The organism is Streptomyces antarcticus (assembly GCF_026627255.1).
Taxonomy (GTDB): domain Bacteria; phylum Actinomycetota; class Actinomycetes; order Streptomycetales; family Streptomycetaceae; genus Streptomyces; species Streptomyces antarcticus.
This window is the reverse complement of sequence record NZ_JAPNLM010000001.1, coordinates 221472-238131: the sequence shown is the minus strand read 5'-3', so window position 1 is coordinate 238131 and position 16660 is coordinate 221472. Positions and strand designations below refer to the sequence as shown.

Here is a 16660-nt window from a genome sequence, read left to right as displayed (position 1 = left end):
CCGAATTCTCGTACTTGGAAAGCGCGTCGGCTGAAGCCGGGACAGCATGTCCCCGCTCAACGCACCCGACGCGCTCCCCTCGCCTGCCTCCCGGCACGAGGGGTTTTTTGTTGCACTGGCACAGAGTCGAATCCTCGTAAAACCCTCAGCTTCGAGAAGAGAATGCCGATGACCGAGCAGGCCACCGGGGCCCACCATCCGCAGCCGCGGCCCCGTTCCGGCGGACACCAGTCCGCCGCAGTTGAGCACGTCACGGGTGCGCAGGCCCTCATCCGCTCTCTCGAAGAGGTGGGGTGCGACACCGTCTTCGGTATTCCGGGCGGCTGCATCCTCCCCGCGTACGACCCGATGATGGACTCCGAGAAGGTCCGCCACATCCTGGTCCGCCACGAGCAGGGCGCGGGCCACGCCGCCACCGGCTACGCGCAGGCCACCGGCAAGGTCGGCGTCTGTATGGCCACGTCCGGCCCGGGCGCCACCAACCTGGTCACCCCGATCGCCGACGCGCACATGGACTCCGTCCCGCTGGTCGCGATCACCGGTCAGGTCGCCTCCAAGGCGATCGGCACCGACGCCTTCCAGGAGGCGGACATCGTCGGCATCACCATGCCGATCACCAAGCACAACTTCCTGGTCACCCGGGCCGCGGACATCTCGCGGACCATCGCGGAGGCCTTCCACATCGCCGCCACCGGCCGCCCCGGCCCGGTCCTCGTCGACATCGCCAAGGACGCCCTCCAGGCGAAGACCACCTTCTCGTGGCCGCCCGCGCAGGACCTCCCGGGCTACCGGCCGGTCACCAAGCCGCACGCCAAGCAGATCCGCGAGGCCGCCAAGCTCATCTGCCAGGCCAAGCGCCCGGTCCTGTACGTCGGCGGCGGCATCATGAAGGCCGGCGCGAGCGCCGAGCTGAAGGTCCTCGCCGAGCTGACCGGGGTCCCGGTCACCACCACCCTGATGGCCCTGGGCGCCTTCCCCGACAGCCACCCGCTGCACGTCGGGATGCCCGGCATGCACGGCGCGGTCACCGCCGTCACCGCGCTCCAGAAGGCGGACCTGCTCATCGCGCTGGGCACCCGCTTCGACGACCGCGTCACCGGCAAGCTCGACAGCTTCGCCCCCCTCGCCAAGATCATCCACGCGGACATCGACCCGGCCGAGATCGGCAAGAACCGCGCCGTCGACGTCCCGATCGTCGGCGACGCCCGCGAGGTCATCGCCGATCTGGTCCAGGCCGTCCAGGCCGAGCACACCGACGGCAACGCCGGTGACTACAGCGCCTGGTGGAAGGACCTCAGCCGCTGGCGGGACACGTACCCGCTGGGCTACGACCTGCCCGAGGACGGGATGCTCTCCCCCCAGCAGGTCATCGAGCGGATCGGCGCGCTCGCCCCGAAGGGCACCGTCTTCACGGCGGGCGTCGGCCAGCACCAGATGTGGGCCGCGCACTTCGTCCAGTACGAGGAGCCGCGCACCTGGCTGAACTCCGGCGGCGCCGGAACCATGGGCTACGCGGTCCCGGCCGCCATGGGTGCGAAGGTCGGCATGCCCGACCGCACCGTCTGGGCGATCGACGGCGACGGCTGCTTCCAGATGACCAATCAGGAACTGGCCACCTGCGCGCTGAACAACATCCCGATCAAGGTCGCGATCATCAACAACGGCGCACTGGGCATGGTCCGCCAGTGGCAGACCCTCTTCTACAACCAGCGCTACTCCAACACGGTGCTGCACGGCGAGGAGACCGGCCACGCCGCCGCCGGCTCCCAGCTCGGCGAGTCCGCCGCCCCCCGCAAGGGCACCCGCGTCCCGGACTTCGTCAAGCTGTCCGAGGCGATGGGCTGCGTGGCGCTGCGCTGCGAGGACCCGGCCGACCTGGACAAGGTCATCGCCGAGGCCAACGCGATCAACGACCGCCCGGTCGTGATCGACTTCATCGTCCACGAGGACGCCATGGTGTGGCCGATGGTCGCCGCCGGCACCTCCAACGACGAGGTCATGGCGGCGCGGGGCGTCCGTCCCGACTTCGGCGACAACGAAGACGACTGAGCCGAGAGAGAGAACGACTCACATGTCCAAGCACACGCTCTCCGTCCTGGTCGAGAACACGCCCGGCATCCTCGCCCGGATCGCCGCGCTGTTCTCCCGCCGCGGGTTCAACATCGACTCCCTCGCGGTCGGTGTCACCGAGCACCCCGACATCTCCCGCATCACCATCGTCGTGAATGTCGAGGACCTCCCCCTCGAGCAGGTGACCAAGCAGCTCAACAAGCTGGTCAACGTGCTCAAGATCGTCGAGCTGGAGCCGCACAACGCCATCGAGCGCGAACTCGTCCTGGTGAAGGTCCGCGCCGACAATGAAACCCGCTCGCAGATCGTCGAGATCGTCCAGCTGTTCCGCGCCAAGACGGTCGACGTCTCCCCGGAGGCCGTCACCATCGAGGCCACCGGCGGCACCGACAAGCTCGGCGCGATGCTCAAGATGCTGGAGCCCTTCGGCATCAAGGAGCTCGTGCAGTCCGGCACCATCGCCATAGGGCGCGGCGGCCGGTCCATCACGGACCGCAGCCTGCGCGCGCTCGACCGCAGCGCCTGACCGCAGCGCCCCGGCCGCGGTCCCGGCAACGGGCCGACCGGCCACGGCCGACAGGCCGACACGCCCCGCCCGACACGCCCGCCCGACACGCCCGCCCGCATGGCGAGACCGGCGAACTCAGATTCCGTTCCCCGCCGTACGGTGGGAGCAACACCAGCGCACCAAGGAGATATCCCAGTGGCCGAGCTGTTCTACGAGAACGACGCCGACCTGTCCATCATCCAGGGCCGCAAGGTCGCTGTCATCGGCTACGGCAGCCAGGGCCACGCCCACGCGCTGTCGCTCCGTGACTCCGGCGTCGACGTCGTCGTCGGTCTGAAGGAGGGCTCGAAGTCCAAGGCCAAGGCCGAGGAGCAGGGTCTCAAGGTCGTCTCGGTGTCCGAGGCCGCGGCCTGGGCGAACGTCATCATGATCCTCACCCCGGACCCGCTCCAGGCCGAGATCTACGAGGAGTCCGTCAAGGAGCACCTCGAGGAGGGCGACGCGCTCTTCTTCGGCCACGGCTTCAACGTCCGCTACGGCTTCATCAAGCCCCCGGCCAACGTGGACGTCGCCCTGGTCGCCCCGAAGGGCCCGGGCCACCTGGTCCGCCGCCAGTACGAGGAAGGCCGCGGCGTGCCCTGCATCGCCGCCGTCGAGCAGGACTTCACCGGTTCCGCCTTCGCCCTCGCGCTCTCGTACGCGGCCGGCATCGGCGGCACCCGCGCCGGCGTCATCAAGACCACCTTCACCGAGGAGACCGAGACCGACCTGTTCGGTGAGCAGGCCGTTCTCTGCGGTGGCGCCTCCGCCCTGGTCAAGGCCGGTTTCGAGACCCTGACCGAGGCCGGCTACCAGCCGGAGATCGCGTACTTCGAGTGCCTGCACGAGCTGAAGCTCATCGTGGACCTCATGTACGAGGGCGGCCTGGAGAAGATGCGCTGGTCGGTCTCCGAGACCGCCGAGTGGGGCGACTACATCACCGGCCCCCGCGTCATCACCGACGCCACCAAGGCCGAGATGAAGAAGGTCCTCGCGGAGATCCAGAGCGGCGAGTTCGCCAACACCTGGATGGCCGAGTACAAGGCCGGTCTGCCGAAGTACAACGCGTACAAGAAGGCCGACGAGGAGCACCTGCTCGAGACCACCGGCAAGAAGCTGCGCAAGCTCATGAGCTGGGTCGACAGCGACGAGAGCTGATCTCGCGGCGGCGGGGCCGGGACGGTGCGTCCCGGCCCCGCCGCGCACCACCGGACGGCCGGGACCGCCGGAACGGCGGCCTTCCCGAGGGCGGCTTGTCCACCCCGGCCAACCACGGACGGGTGATCCTTCCGTACAGGCGGAAATCCGGGCCGCCAACGCCACTACACTGCTCAACACATACGCGTCAGGCCCACAGTGTCGTGCGTCTTCCACGCGGCTACCCCCTCCACGCCTGCGGCCGTCGGGACGGCCGTCCGCACTGGACTTGTGAGGACCCACGTGAGCTCGAAACCTGTCGTACTCATCGCCGAAGAGCTGTCGCCCGCAACGGTGGACGCACTCGGTCCGGACTTCGAGATCCGGCACGTCAACGGCGCGGACCGCGCTCAGCTGCTGCCCGCGATCGTCGACGCCGACGCGATCCTCGTCCGCTCCGCGACCAAGGTCGACGCCGAGGCCATCGCCGCGGCGAAGAAGCTGAGGGTCGTCGCCCGCGCCGGTGTCGGTCTGGACAACGTCGACGTCTCCGCCGCCACCAAGGCCGGCGTGATGGTCGTCAACGCCCCGACCTCCAACATCGTGACCGCCGCCGAGCTGGCCTGCGGCCTGCTCGTCGCCACCGCGCGCAACATCCCGCAGGCCAACACCGCGCTCAAGAACGGTGAGTGGAAGCGGAACAAGTACACGGGCGTCGAGCTGAGCGAGAAGACCCTCGGTGTCGTCGGCCTCGGCCGCATCGGCGTCCTGGTGGCCCAGCGCATGTCGGCCTTCGGCATGAAGATCGTCGCGTACGACCCCTACGTACAGCCCGCGCGCGCCGCCCAGATGGGCGTCAAGATGCTCACGCTGGACGAGCTCCTGGAGGTCGCCGACTTCATCACCGTGCACCTGCCGAAGACCCCCGAGACCCTCGGTCTCATCGGGGACGAGGCCCTGCACAAGGTGAAGCCGTCCGTCCGCATCGTCAACGCCGCCCGCGGCGGGATCGTCGACGAGGCCGCGCTGTACACGGCCATCAAGGAGGGTCGCGTCGCCGGCGCCGGTCTCGACGTGTACGCGAAGGAGCCCTGTACGGACTCCCCGCTCTTCGAGCTCGACCAGGTCGTCTGTACCCCGCACCTCGGCGCGTCCACGGACGAGGCCCAGGAGAAGGCCGGCGTCTCGGTCGCCAAGTCGGTGCGCCTCGCGCTCGCCGGCGAGCTGGTACCGGACGCGGTCAACGTCCAGGGCGGCGTCATCGCCGAGGACGTCCGTCCGGGCCTGCCCCTCGCCGAGAAGCTCGGCCGCATCTTCACCGCCCTGGCGGGCGAGGTCGCGGTCCGCCTCGACGTCGAGGTCTGCGGCGAGATCACCCAGCACGACGTCAAGGTGCTCGAACTCTCCGCGCTCAAGGGCGTGTTCGAGGACGTCGTCGACGAGACGGTCTCCTACGTCAACGCCCCGCTGTTCGCGCAGGAGCGCGGCGTCGAGGTCCGGCTGACGACCAGCTCGGAGTCCCCGGACCACCGCAACGTGGTGACCGTCCGCGGCACCCTGTCGGACGGCTCGGAGGTCTCGGTCTCCGGCACGCTCGCGGGCCCGAAGCACCTCCAGAAGATCGTCGGCATCGGCGAGTACGACGTGGACCTGGCGCTGGCCGACTTCATGGTCGTGCTGCGCTACACCGACCGCCCGGGCGTGGTCGGCACCGTCGGCCGCATCCTCGGCGAGGCCGGCCTGAACATCGCGGGCATGCAGGTCGCCCGCGCCGAGGAGGGCGGCGAGGCGCTCGTCGTCCTCACCGTCGACGCCGAGGTCCCGGTGAACGTCCTCGCGGACATCTCCGCCGAGATCGGCGCCGCCTCGGCGCGCACGGTCAGCCTCGGCTGATCGCGCCCACCCGCTGAGCGGCGGAAGGGCCCGGGGGAGACCCCGGGCCCTTCCGCGTTCCGCCGCCGGGGCCGCCCCGTTCAGTTGTACGTTCCCCCGGGCGCGGGGGCTCCGGGAGCCCCGGCCGGCTCCGCCGCGGGCGGGGCGGGGGTGCCCGCGTCCCGCAGCAGGACCGCGGCGAGCAGCGCGGCCCCGAGCAGCAGCAGCGCGCCGCCCCAGGCCGCGTACTGCATTCCGTGGACGAAGGCCTCGCGGGCCGTGCCCAGCAGCCGGGTCCCCGCGTCCCCGCCGAGCTGCTCGGCCGCGGCCACGGCCCCGCCGAGGGTTTCCCGTACGGCGGGCCCGGAGTCCGCGAGGTCGCCGCGGTAGACCGCGGTGCCGATGCTGCCCAGCACCGCCATGCCGAGGGCGCCGCCGAACTCGGCGCCGGTCTCCAGCAGGGAGGCCGCGGAGCCCGCCTTCTCGGCGGGAGCCGCGGCGAGGGCCATGTCGGAGACCAGGGACATCACGGTGACGATCCCGGAGGCGAGGACGCCGGCCCCGGTGAGCAGCAGCCACAGCGCGTCGGTGTCCACCAGGGCGACCAGGGCGAAGCCGGCCGCGGCGAGGGCGAATCCGCCGGCGATGACGTAGGCCCGGTCCACCTTCTGGGCCAGGGCGGCGGAGGCGGGGGCCGCGGCGCCGATGACGACCGAGGGGGCGAGGCTCCACAGGGCGGCTTCCAGGGTGCCCATGCCGAGCACGGACTGGAGGTACTGGGTGGTGAAGTAGGCCGAGCCCAACATGGCGAAGGAGGCGACGGTATTCAGGCCGATGCCCGCGCCGAAACCGCGGTGGCGGAACAGGTCCCGGCTGACCAGGGCGTCGTCACGGCCGCGCTGGCGGCGGACGAAGGCGTACCCGAAGGCCAGGCCGACGGCGACGCTGCCCGAGGAGAGCGCCCCGGGGCCCTCGGCGGCGATCTCCTTGAGCCCGTAGACGACCGGCAGGACGGCGGCCATCGACAGCGGGATGCTCAGCAGGTCCGTGCGGCCGGGGGCCGGATCCCTGAACTCCGGGACCAGTACGGGGACCAGGACCAGCAGGAGCAGCATCGCGGGCACGTTGACGAGGAAGACGGAGCCCCAGTGGAAGTGGTTCAGCATCACCCCGCTCATGACCGAGCCGAGGGCGACGCCGCCGACCATGGCCCCGGACCAGATGGCGACGGCGCGGGCGCGCTGACCGGCGTCCGGGAAGAGGTTGCGTACGAGGGCCAGCGTGGAGGGCATCAGGGTCGCGCCGCCGACGCCGAGCAGGACGCGGGCCGTGATCAGCATCTCGGCGCTGGTGGAGTACGCCGCGCCGACGGAGGCGAGGCCGAAGGCGGCCGCGCCGATCAGCAGCAGCTTGCGGCGGCCGATCCGGTCGCCGAGCGAGCCCATGGTGATCAGCAGGCCGGAGAGGGCGAAGGCGTAGCTGTCGAAGATCCAGAGCTGTTGGGCGGCGCTCGGGTCGAGCTCACGGGTGATGGCGGGGATGGCGAAGTAGAGGACGGAGACGTCCATCGAGACCAGGAGGAGCGGCAGCAACAGGACGGTGAAGGCGGTCCATTCGCGACGGCCGGCGCGTCGCGCCGTGGCGGCGGGGTTCGTCATGAGGAGCAATGTACAGACGTTCCATACGGTCGTCTATGACGAGCGTATGGAACTTCCGTCTAGGACGGGCGTCTTGCTACCGTGGCGGCATGGGACATCGTGAAGATCTGCTCGAAGGTGCGAAGAAGTGCCTGGTCGAGAAGGGGTTCGTGCGTACGACGGCGCGCGACATCGTCGCCGCCTCCGGCACCAACCTGGCGTCCATCGGCTACCACTACGGCTCGAAGGACGCGCTGCTCACCCAGGCCTTCATCGCCCTGATGGAAGAGTGGGGCGAGGGCTTCCAGTCCGGTCTGGGCGGGGAGGGCGGCTCGCTGGAGCGGTTCCGCGCGTTCTGGGAGGGAGTCCTCGCCGCGCACGAGGACTCGGGTCCCGTCTGGTCGGCCAGCATGGAGGTGGCGCTGAGCGGCGAACGGCTCCCGGAACTGCGGTCGATGATCGCGGGCTCCCAGGCGCAGGGGCGCCGCGGGCTGATCGGCATGCTCACCGGCACCCCGGAGGACGAGCTGACGGACCGGGACGTGCGCACCCTGGGCGCCTACTACCAGGCGCTGTTGAACGGCCTGATGATCCAGTGGCTGTTCGACCCGGCGACGGCGGCCACCGCCGAGGAGCTCACCGAGGGCATGCGCCGCGCCGCGGAGGCGGCGCTCGGCGGCGGGGCGGTGGGCGGCGCCGGGGGTACGACGGCCGAGGGGGCCGCCGGCGCGTAGTCCGCGGGACTCGCCGCCGGGGGATCCGCTCGCAGGGAGGGGCCGACGCGTCCGCCAACGGATCGGCGAGCTGACGGAACCGGCGCCCGCCCGGGGCCGTCCCATGCGCGGAACATCGCGAACCGGCCTGTACCGAGGGGGAGTCGTGGGCTTCGTGAGGCGAGCGGCAGCGGTTGTCGTGCTCGGCGCACTGACGGCGGGGTGCACCGGCGCCGGGAAGCCCTGAGCCGGCCGGCACGCGGTGATGACGGCCTCGGCCGGCGAATCCGTGCGGCCGGTGACCGGTGCTCCCGCTGCCCCCGGCCCCGGTGCCCCCGGTGCTCCCGCGGACCTTGGTGCTCCCGTCAGCCGTGCAGGCGGGATGCCTTCAGGGCCATGTGCAGCAGCAGGCGGTCCTCGCCCTCGCCCAGGTCGAGGCCGGTCAGCTGCTCGACCCGGGAGAGGCGGTAGTACAGCGTCTGCCGGTGGATGCCCAGCGCCGCCGCCGCGCGGCCCGCCTGCCCGGCGCAGTCCAGGAACACCTCGGCCGTGCGGGCGAGTTCGCGGTGGGCCGGGCCCAGCAGGACGCGCGTCGACGGGTCGTCCACCGCGTCCGGGGCGAGGGCGGCCAGCAGCCGGTACGGGCCGATCCGCGACCACTGGGCGACCGGGCCGAGCCCGGGCCGGGCGGTGGCCGCCCGCGCCGCGGCCACGGCCTGGTCCCAGGCGCCGTGCAGGTCGGCGAGGGCGCGTACGGGGTCGCCCACACCGGCGGTCATGACGTGCGGCGCGGCGGCGGCGGTGCCGCGCGCGGGCCCGGCGCCTCCGACACCGCCCGTGCCGCCCGTCCCCCCCGCGCTCCCCGCGCCGTTCTGGCCGTCCCCCGGTGTGCGGGGCAGCAGGCGGGCCACCGCCGTCAGTGCGGGGGCCAGGGCGTCCGCCGAGCGGAGCCGGAGCAGTACCGCCAGCGCCCGGCCGGCCTCCGGCCCGCCGTCGTCGTCGGGGGCCGTCGCGCGCGGGACCACGCACACCGCCGCCGCGCCCGGTACCGCCCCCGGGGTCTCCCCGGGCCACGGCGCCACGCACACCACCGCGTGGAGCCCGTCCCCGCCCGGTCCCAGGGCCACCCGCAGCGCCGCCACCGTCATGTCCCGCTGCCACCCCCGTCCGGCGGTGAGCACCGCCAGGAACTCCCGCGACAGGTCGGCCCCGGCCTTCGCCTCCTCGGCGAGCAGGGTCCCGACCCGCTCGGCCACCTCCATGGCCGCGGCGAGGGCCTCCGGCCCGGGGCCGGGGTCCTGGTCGAGGAGCCACACGTAGCCCTGCACGATGCCCCGGTACCGCACCGGCAGGCAGATCCGGCCCCGGAAGACCCCCGCGTCGGGCGCCGCCGGAATCCGTACGGGACCGGTCGCGCGGGCGATGCCGAAGCCCTCGAACCAGGAGCGCACGGCGGCCGTGGACTGCCGCGTCAGGATCGAGCGGGTCCGTACGGGGTCCATCGCGAGGTCGTCGTCGCTGTCGTGCGCGCCGAAGGCGATGAGGCGGAAGTCCCTGTTCTCCAGCGTCGCCGGGGCGCCGAGCAGCGCCGAGATCTCGTCCACCAGGTCCTGGTAATCGCCCTTCACCCGGCCATTCTCCCACCTCCGGACCGGCCTCTCAGACATCTGTATGAGATCCGGGACACGGATGCGTGACAGCTGTCGATGGCAGAGGATCGAAGCGATCCTTAGGTTTCACGGTGGTTTTACTTGTGGTTTCGCCGGCGCTCCCGCTCGCGTTCTTCTTCTGCCACCCGATGGAGGTGCCCCCGTGCTGGGTCCCGTGATCCTCGCCGCCTCGCGCAGCGACAAGATGCGCCGCATCGTCTCCGCCGCCCCGGTGACCAAGCCCGTGGTGAACCGGTTCATCCCCGGCGAGACGGTCGACCAGGTCATCCCGATCGTCGAGGAGCTCACCCGCAACGGACTCGAGGTCACCCTCGACGTGGTGGGCGAGGACATCACCGAGGTGGCGCAGTCGCACGCGGCCCGCGACGCCTACCTCCTGCTGATCGAGCGCCTCGCGGAGCTCGGCCTCGGCGAGACGGTCGAGATGTCGGTGAAGCTGTCGATGTTCGGCCAGGCGCTGGAAGGCGGCCACGAGCTCGCCCTCGCCAACGTCCGCCCGGTCGTCGAGGCGGCCGCCGCCATCGGCACCACCGTGACCCTGGACGCCGAGGACCACACCACCCTCGACTCGATGTTCGCCATCCACGAGGAACTGCGCCGCGACTTCCCGCAGACCGGCTGCGTGATCCAGGCGTACCTGTTCCGCACCGAGGCCGACGCCCGCCGCCTGGCCGCCGACGGCAGCCGCGTCCGCATCGTGAAGGGCGCCTACAAGGAGCCCGCCGAGGTCGCGTACCTGGACAAGGCCGAGATCGACAAGGCGTACGTCCGCATCATGAGGATCCTCATGGAGGGCGAGGGCTACCCGATGATCGGGTCCCACGACCCGCGGCTGATCGCCATCGCCCAGGAGCTGGCGCGGCAGGCCGGGCGCAAGCTCGACGAGTACGAGTTCCAGATGCTCTACGGCATCCGCGGCGAGGAGCACCTGCGGCTCGCCGCCGAGGGGCACCGGATGCGCGTGTACACCGCGTACGGGACCGACTGGTACGGCTACTTCATGCGCCGCCTGGCGGAGAAGCCGGCCAACCTGCTCTTCTTCCTCCGCTCGATGATCACCAAGAACTAGCCAAGAACTAGGTCAAGGAGTTACCAGCCCCATGGATGCTGTGACCCAGGTCCCCGCGCCGGTCAACGAGCCGGTCCACTCGTACGCCCCCGGCACCCCGGAGCGCGCGCGGCTCGAAGCGCAGCTCAAGCAGCTGTCCGAGAACCCCATCGACCTCCCGATGACGATCAACGGCGTCAAGCGGATGGGCGGCGGCGAGCGCTTCGACGTGGTCCAGCCGCACGACCACAAGTCCGTCATCGGCACCTTCGCCCACGCCACCGAGGCCGACGCCCAGGAGGCCGTCGACGCCGCCCTGGCCGCCGCCCCGGCGTGGCGCGCGATGTCCTTCGACGACCGCGCCGCGATCATCCTGCGCGCCGCCGAGCTGCTGTCCGGCCCGTGGCGCGAGAAGCTGGCCGCCTCGACAATGCTGGGCCAGTCGAAGACCGCGCAGCAGGCCGAGATCGACACCCCGTGCGAGCTGGTCGACTTCTGGCGCTTCAACGTCCACTTCGCCCGCCGGATCCTGGCCGAGCAGCCGGTCGCGAACTCCGCCGGTGTGTGGAACCGCAGCGACCACCGCCCGCTCGAGGGCTTCGTGTACGCGATCACGCCGTTCAACTTCACGGCCATCGCCGGCAACCTGCCGACCGCCCCCGCCCTCATGGGCAACGTGGTCGTGTGGAAGCCGTCCCCGACGCAGACCCACTCCGCGGTCCTCCTCATGGAGCTGCTGGAGGAGGCCGGCCTCCCCAAGGGCGTCATCAACCTGGTCACGGGCGACGGCATCGCGGTCTCCGAGGTGGCCCTGAACCACCCCGAGCTGGCCGGCATCCACTTCACCGGGTCGACCAAGACCTTCCAGTACCTGTGGAAGACGGTCGGCAACAACATCGAGAAGTACAAGTCCTACCCGCGCCTGGTCGGCGAGACCGGCGGCAAGGACTTCGTCGTCGCGCACCCGTCCGCGGACCGCGCCACCCTGAAGACCGCCCTGACCCGCGGCTCCTTCGAGTACCAGGGCCAGAAGTGTTCGGCGTCCTCGCGCGCCTACGTCCCGGCGTCGATCTGGAACGACGGCTTCAAGGAATCGTTCGCGGCCGAGGTGAACGGCATCGCCATGGGCGACGTCCGTGACCTGACCAACTTCATCGGCGCCGTCATCGACGAGCGCTCCTTCGCGAAGAACAAGGCCGCGATCGACCGCGCGGCCGCCGACCCGACCTGTGAGATCGTCGCGGGCGGCACGTACGACGACTCGGAGGGCTACTTCGTCCGCCCGACCGTCATCGCCTGCTCGGACCCGTCGAACGAGGTGTTCACGACCGAGTACTTCGGCCCGATCCTCGCCGTGCACGTCTACGACGACGAGTCCGCCGGGGGCTACGAGGCGATGCTGGCCCAGATGGAGTCCGTCTCGGCGTACGCCCTGACCGGCTCGATCATCGCCGGCGACCGTTACGCGGCGGCGGACGCGATGGAGAAGCTCCGCTTCGCGGCGGGCAACTTCTACATCAACGACAAGTCGACCGGCGCCGTCGTCGGCCAGCAGCCCTTCGGCGGCGGCCGCGCCTCGGGCACGAACGACAAGGCGGGCGCGGCGACGAACCTGCAGCGCTGGACGTCGACGCGCTCCATCAAGGAGACCCTGGTCGCGCCGACCGACTACCCGTACCCCCACATGGGCTGACCTTCCGGCCCCCTGAAACCCCGCCCCCGCTCCGGTACCCCCAAGTCCGGAGCGGGGGCGGTCCCATGTCCGCCGGGTGCCCGTGGGGGAGGGGGTCACGCCGGGGGTCACACAGGGGGTCACACCTCCACGATGACCTGGTCCAGGGACTTGCGGACCAGGTCCGGTACCTCGCAGTCGTCCGCCGGGTAGCCCACCGGGATCACGGCGAAGGCCTTCTCGTTCTCGGGGCGGCCCAGGACGTGGCTGAGGAAGCGCATCGGGCTGGGCGTGTGGATCAGCGCGGCCAGCCCCGACAGGTGGAGGGCGGACAGCAGCATGCCGACCGCGATGCCGACCGACTCGTCGACGTAGTAGTGCTTGCGCTTGGTGCCGTCCGGGCCCAGCCAATAGCGCTGCTGGAAGACCACGATCAGGGCCGGGGCGTCGGTGAGGTGGGTCTTCACGGCGTCCGTGCCCAGGGGGCGCAGGGCCGCGAGCCACTCGTCGCCGAGGCGGCCGTCGTACGAGAGCACCTCCTCCTGCTCGGCGGCGGCGCGGATCTGCTGCCGCACGGCCGGGTCCTTGACCAGGACGAACGTCCACGGCTGCTGGTGGGCACCGGACGGGGCGGTCGCGGCGCAGGCGACGGCGTCCCGCACGACCTGGTCGGGCACCGGGTCCGGGGAGAAGTGGCGTACGGTGCGCCGCTCGTCCATCCGCGCGCGCAACTCGGCGGCCCGCGCGAGGGATTCCGCGCCCGGCATCCGCTCGGGCCGGTAGGGGGCGGAGCGGTACGGCTGGTCGTGGATCGGGGTCCACTGCTGGGTATCGGGTGACATGGGGCGAGTCTGCCGACGCCGGAACCGGGCCCGCCAGTGCCGCGTCATGACCAACTGTCCGTTGTGTACTGACAGGGGGGCTATGACAGTGACGATCACCGGTCGATTCCTGGACTGGGAGGGCTGCTTCAACGTCCGGGAGCCGGGCGGGCCCGGGGCGACGGGGACCGGCGCGGTGGTCCGTGCCGACGCGCTCGACCGGCTCACCGCGAACGGCTGGACCAGCCTGACGGCGCACGGCGTGCGGACCGTGGTGGACCTGCGCAACGAGGACGAGCGGGAAGTGGACCACTGCCCCCGCCCGGCCGGTGTCACCACGGTGCGGATCCCCCTCGACGGGATCGGGCACCGGGACTTCTGGGACGTGTGGTGGGGGAGTCCGGGTTTCGGAACGCCCGCCTATTTCCGGCCTTTCCTCGAACGGTTCCCCGACCGGGTCGCCTCGGTGGCCAGGGCGATGGCGGACGCCCCGCCGGGCGGCGTCGTCTTCCACTGCGGGCTGGGCCGCGACCGTACGGGGCTCATCGCGCTGGTGCTCCTGCGGCTGGCGGGCGCGAGCCCCGAGGAGGTCGCCGACGACTACGCGCTGAGCGAGCCGCGGGTCCGCGCCATGTACGCCGCCCGGGGTCGCCCGTACGACCCGGCCGAGATCGACGCCTACGTCGCGGGCCTCGGCACGACGGCCCACGCCCTGGCCCGCGAGGCCGCCGCCGGGCTGGACGCGGCGGCCTACCTGCGGGCGGCCGGTCTCGGCGCGGGCGGAGTGGAACGGCTGCGCGAGCGGCTCCGGGGGCGGTCGCGGAAGCGTTGATACGGTCCCGGGATGGACATCCTCGTGCGGCACACCTGGGAGGTGACCGGCGACGGGCTCGCGGAGATCCGCGGGCTGCTCCTCGACGCCTTCGGCGGGGACTTCGCCGAGGAGGACTTCGAGCACGCGCTCGGTGGCGTGCACGTCCTGGTGCGGGACACGGACGGGCGGCTCGTCGCGCACGGGAGCGTCGTCCAGCGGCGGGCCGTGCACCGCGGGCGGGCGCTGCGGACCGGGTACGTGGAGGCCGTGGCCGTACGGGCCGACCGGCGCCGCCGGGGGCTCGGCGGGCTGGTCATGGACGGGCTGGAGCGGGTGATCGGCGGGGCGTACGTGCTCGGGGCGCTGTCGGCGTCCGAGAACGGGGCCGGCCTGTACGCGGGCCGCGGCTGGAGCGTGTGGGGCGGGCAGCTCGGGGTCCTCGGGCCCGGCGGGCCGGAGCGGCTCGCCGGGGAGGAGGGGTCCACGTACGTGTGGGCGCCGCCCGGCGGGGCCCTGCCGGACCCCGCCGGGCGGCTCGACTTCGACTGGCGGGACGGGGACGTGCTGTAGCCGCCGCTACGACCCCGAGACGCTCGGGGCGCCGGTCTCGATGTGGCCGGTGTAGCGGCGCGACCAGGTGCCGTCGGAGTCGGCCAGGACGGTGAAGTCGTACCAGCCGTTCTGGTACGCCACCGCGTTGAAGTGGTCCTCGCGGGAGGAGTTCGCCGGGACCGTGTAGGTCCACGGGCCGTCCGTGCGGTAGGCGTTGGAGCGGATCGTGAAGGTGACCGGGGCGCCGGATGCGTTCGTCATCCTGAAGTAGAGCGCCGTCCTGCCGGTGCCCGGCTCGGTCGCGAAGCGGGCCGCGACCTCCAGGGCCTTGCCCGGCTTGGTCGCGTCGCCGATGAAGCGGCGCAGGAAGCGGTTCGGGCCGAGCATCGAGAGGTCGTACTTGCCGGAGCCGTGGCCCAGGCCGATGTTGAAGTAGTCCGTCGCGACCGTGCCCGGGTCCACCGTGTACTGCCAGGCCGCCGTGTCCCGGTGCTGGTGCGGGTGGATGGAGAAGTGCGCCGCCCGCTGCGCCGGCGCCCCCTGGTTGGACATCGAGAACCAGGCGAGGATCTTGCCGGCCGCCCCGAACTCGAAGCGGTCCAGGTTGCCGTTGACCTGGTACGGGAGCGCCCGCGCCGGTCGGGTCCCCGGCTCCTGGGCCGGCAGGGCGTTGTTCTGCGGCACCGGGTTCGGGAGCGGGGCGCAGGTGGACTGGCCGATCACCTTCGCCGTGGACGGGAGGCCCGCCGGGACGCCGTAGACCGGGTGTGCGAAGTCGAACACGCCGGTCAGGTCGCCGGTCACCCGGCGGCGCCACGCGCTGATGTTCGGACAGGCGGCGGGCGTACCGAGGGCGGCCGTCCACCGCTCCATGAACCGCAGCACCGAGGTGTGGTCGAAGACTTCCGAGCTGACCCAGCCGCCCCGCGTCCACGGGGACATCACGATCATCGGCACGCGGAAGCCGAGCCCGATCGGGACGCCGTCCAGGTACTCGCCGGGCGTGCCGGGCGGCGCGACGGGCGGCGGGACGTGGTCGAAGAAGCCGTCGTTCTCGTCGTAGTTGAGGAACAGCACGGTGGAGTCGAAGACCTCCGGGTTCGCGGCGAGCGCCCGGTAGACGAGGTCCACGAAGTGCGCGCCGTCGCCGGGCGGGGCGTACGGGTGCTCGGAGAAGGCCTCGTTCGCCACGACCCAGGACACCTGCGGAAGCGTGCCGGCCACGGAGTCGGCGCGGATGGCGGCCGCGATGTCGTCCGGGGTGGAGCCGGTGACCCGGGGGACCGAGCCCATGCCCCGGTCCCACAGCGGGTTGCCGGGCGCGGCGTCGGTGAACTTCTTGAAGTAGGCCAGGCCGTTGTCCCCGTAGTTGTCCTGGGCGTTCTGGTAGACCTTCCAGCTCACGCCGGCCCGCTGGAGGGCCTCCGCGTACGTCTCCCAGGTCAGCCCGGACTCGTCGCCGCCGTCCTTGCTTCCCGCGTCGATCCTGCCGCTCCACAGGAAGGTGCGGTTGGGGCCGGTGGCGCTGAGCGCGGAGCAGAAGTACCCGTCGCAGACCGTGTACTGGTCGGCGAGCCCGTAGTGGAAGGGGATGTCGCCGCGGTCCAGGTAGCCGAGGGTGCGCGTGTTGCCGACGCCGGTGACGAAGTTGTCCATCCGGCCCTTGTTCCAGGCGGCGTGCTGCGAGGTCCAGCTGTGCGGGAGGTCGCCGTTGCACTGGGCGAGGGTCTCGCCGTCGACCCCGCCCGCCGGCGGGGTGGCGGACAGCTTCCACGGGTACTGGCGGCCGCCCCAGTCGGGCTGGTTGAAGGTGCCCCACCCGCCGGGGATGTTGCCGGCCGCGCGGTCGCCGAAGCCCCGGACGCCCCGGAGCCCGCCGAAGTAGTGGTCGAAGCTGCGGTTCTCCTGCATCAGGATCACCACGTGCTTCACGTCGGTGATGGTGCCGCTCGCGGCGGCCGCCGCCGAGGCGGGAGCGGCGCCGGGCAGCGCGGCCCCCGCCACCAGTCCGGCGCCGATACCCACGAACCCTCTGCGGCTGATCGGTGTCACGGGCCCCTCGTCTCCAACTCGTGTGCCCCGGCGGCACAATGACCGCAAGAGTGGC

At 71.8% G+C, this 16660-nt stretch carries 13 protein-coding genes; 9 read left to right on the top strand and 4 right to left on the bottom strand.

What is annotated here, in order from left to right; genetic code table 11:
* Window positions 1–162: 162 nt before the first annotated feature.
* The 4 genes from OTB16_RS01090 to serA all read left to right on the top strand — a co-directional run bounded on the left by OTB16_RS01090 (window position 163) and on the right by serA (window position 5647).
* A complete protein-coding gene (locus tag OTB16_RS01090) occupies window positions 163–2049 on the top strand; it encodes an acetolactate synthase large subunit (RefSeq protein WP_267717682.1) in 1887 nt (628 codons plus the stop codon).
* A gap of 22 nt (window positions 2050–2071) precedes the next feature.
* The gene (ilvN, locus tag OTB16_RS01085; protein ID WP_069922074.1) at window positions 2072–2596 is read left to right on the top strand and encodes an acetolactate synthase small subunit; all 525 of its coding nucleotides are present in this window, start codon (window positions 2072–2074) and stop codon (window positions 2594–2596) included.
* Window positions 2597–2773: 177 nt separating this feature from the next.
* Entirely contained in the window at window positions 2774–3775 is a 1002-nt protein-coding gene (gene ilvC / locus OTB16_RS01080) for a ketol-acid reductoisomerase (protein WP_267717681.1), read from the top strand.
* 282 nt (window positions 3776–4057) lie between these two features.
* Window positions 4058–5647 carry a phosphoglycerate dehydrogenase gene (serA, locus tag OTB16_RS01075; protein WP_267717680.1) on the top strand — a complete coding sequence of 530 codons (1590 nt, stop codon included), beginning with the start codon at window positions 4058–4060 and terminating at the stop codon, window positions 5645–5647.
* An 80-nt stretch (window positions 5648–5727) separates the two neighbouring features.
* Here the strand turns inward: serA and OTB16_RS01070 are convergent, their stop codons facing one another.
* Window positions 5728–7284 (bottom strand): MFS transporter, encoded by a 1557-nt coding sequence (locus OTB16_RS01070; RefSeq protein ID WP_267717679.1) that lies wholly within the window; start codon window positions 7282–7284, stop codon window positions 5728–5730.
* A gap of 89 nt (window positions 7285–7373) precedes the next feature.
* Here OTB16_RS01070 and OTB16_RS01065 point away from each other — a divergent pair, with 89 nt between their 5' ends.
* Window positions 7374–7997 (top strand): TetR/AcrR family transcriptional regulator, encoded by a 624-nt coding sequence (locus OTB16_RS01065; protein WP_267717678.1) that lies wholly within the window; start codon window positions 7374–7376, stop codon window positions 7995–7997.
* 344 nt (window positions 7998–8341) lie between these two features.
* Here OTB16_RS01065 and OTB16_RS01060 read toward each other — a convergent pair whose 3' ends face one another.
* Window positions 8342–9604, bottom strand: a complete 1263-nt coding sequence (locus OTB16_RS01060; protein WP_267717677.1) for a PucR family transcriptional regulator — start codon at window positions 9602–9604, stop codon at window positions 8342–8344.
* 184 nt (window positions 9605–9788) lie between these two features.
* Between OTB16_RS01060 and OTB16_RS01055 the strand changes: the two genes are divergently transcribed.
* Entirely contained in the window at window positions 9789–10715 is a 927-nt protein-coding gene (locus OTB16_RS01055; RefSeq protein ID WP_267717676.1) for a proline dehydrogenase family protein, read from the top strand.
* Between the two features lie 31 nt (window positions 10716–10746).
* Window positions 10747–12387: an L-glutamate gamma-semialdehyde dehydrogenase gene (pruA, locus tag OTB16_RS01050; protein WP_267717675.1), complete on the top strand. Its 1641-nt coding sequence runs from the start codon at window positions 10747–10749 to the stop codon at window positions 12385–12387.
* 119 nt (window positions 12388–12506) lie between these two features.
* On the opposite strand, the gene OTB16_RS01045 is transcribed toward pruA, so the two are convergent.
* On the bottom strand, window positions 12507–13208 hold the full coding sequence (locus OTB16_RS01045; RefSeq protein ID WP_267717674.1) for a nitroreductase family protein: 702 nt from the start codon (window positions 13206–13208) through the stop codon (window positions 12507–12509).
* An 82-nt stretch (window positions 13209–13290) separates the two neighbouring features.
* Here OTB16_RS01045 and OTB16_RS01040 point away from each other — a divergent pair, with 82 nt between their 5' ends.
* Both OTB16_RS01040 and OTB16_RS01035 read left to right on the top strand, forming a co-directional pair.
* Complete coding sequence (locus OTB16_RS01040) at window positions 13291–14019, top strand: tyrosine-protein phosphatase (RefSeq protein WP_267717672.1); 729 nt, start codon at window positions 13291–13293, stop codon at window positions 14017–14019.
* Between the two features lie 12 nt (window positions 14020–14031).
* Window positions 14032–14571, top strand: a complete 540-nt coding sequence (locus tag OTB16_RS01035; protein WP_267717671.1) for a GNAT family N-acetyltransferase — start codon at window positions 14032–14034, stop codon at window positions 14569–14571.
* A gap of 6 nt (window positions 14572–14577) precedes the next feature.
* Here the strand turns inward: OTB16_RS01035 and OTB16_RS01030 are convergent, their stop codons facing one another.
* Window positions 14578–16605, bottom strand: a complete 2028-nt coding sequence (locus tag OTB16_RS01030) for a phosphocholine-specific phospholipase C (protein ID WP_267717670.1) — start codon at window positions 16603–16605, stop codon at window positions 14578–14580.
* Between the last annotated feature and the right edge of the window lie 55 nt (window positions 16606–16660).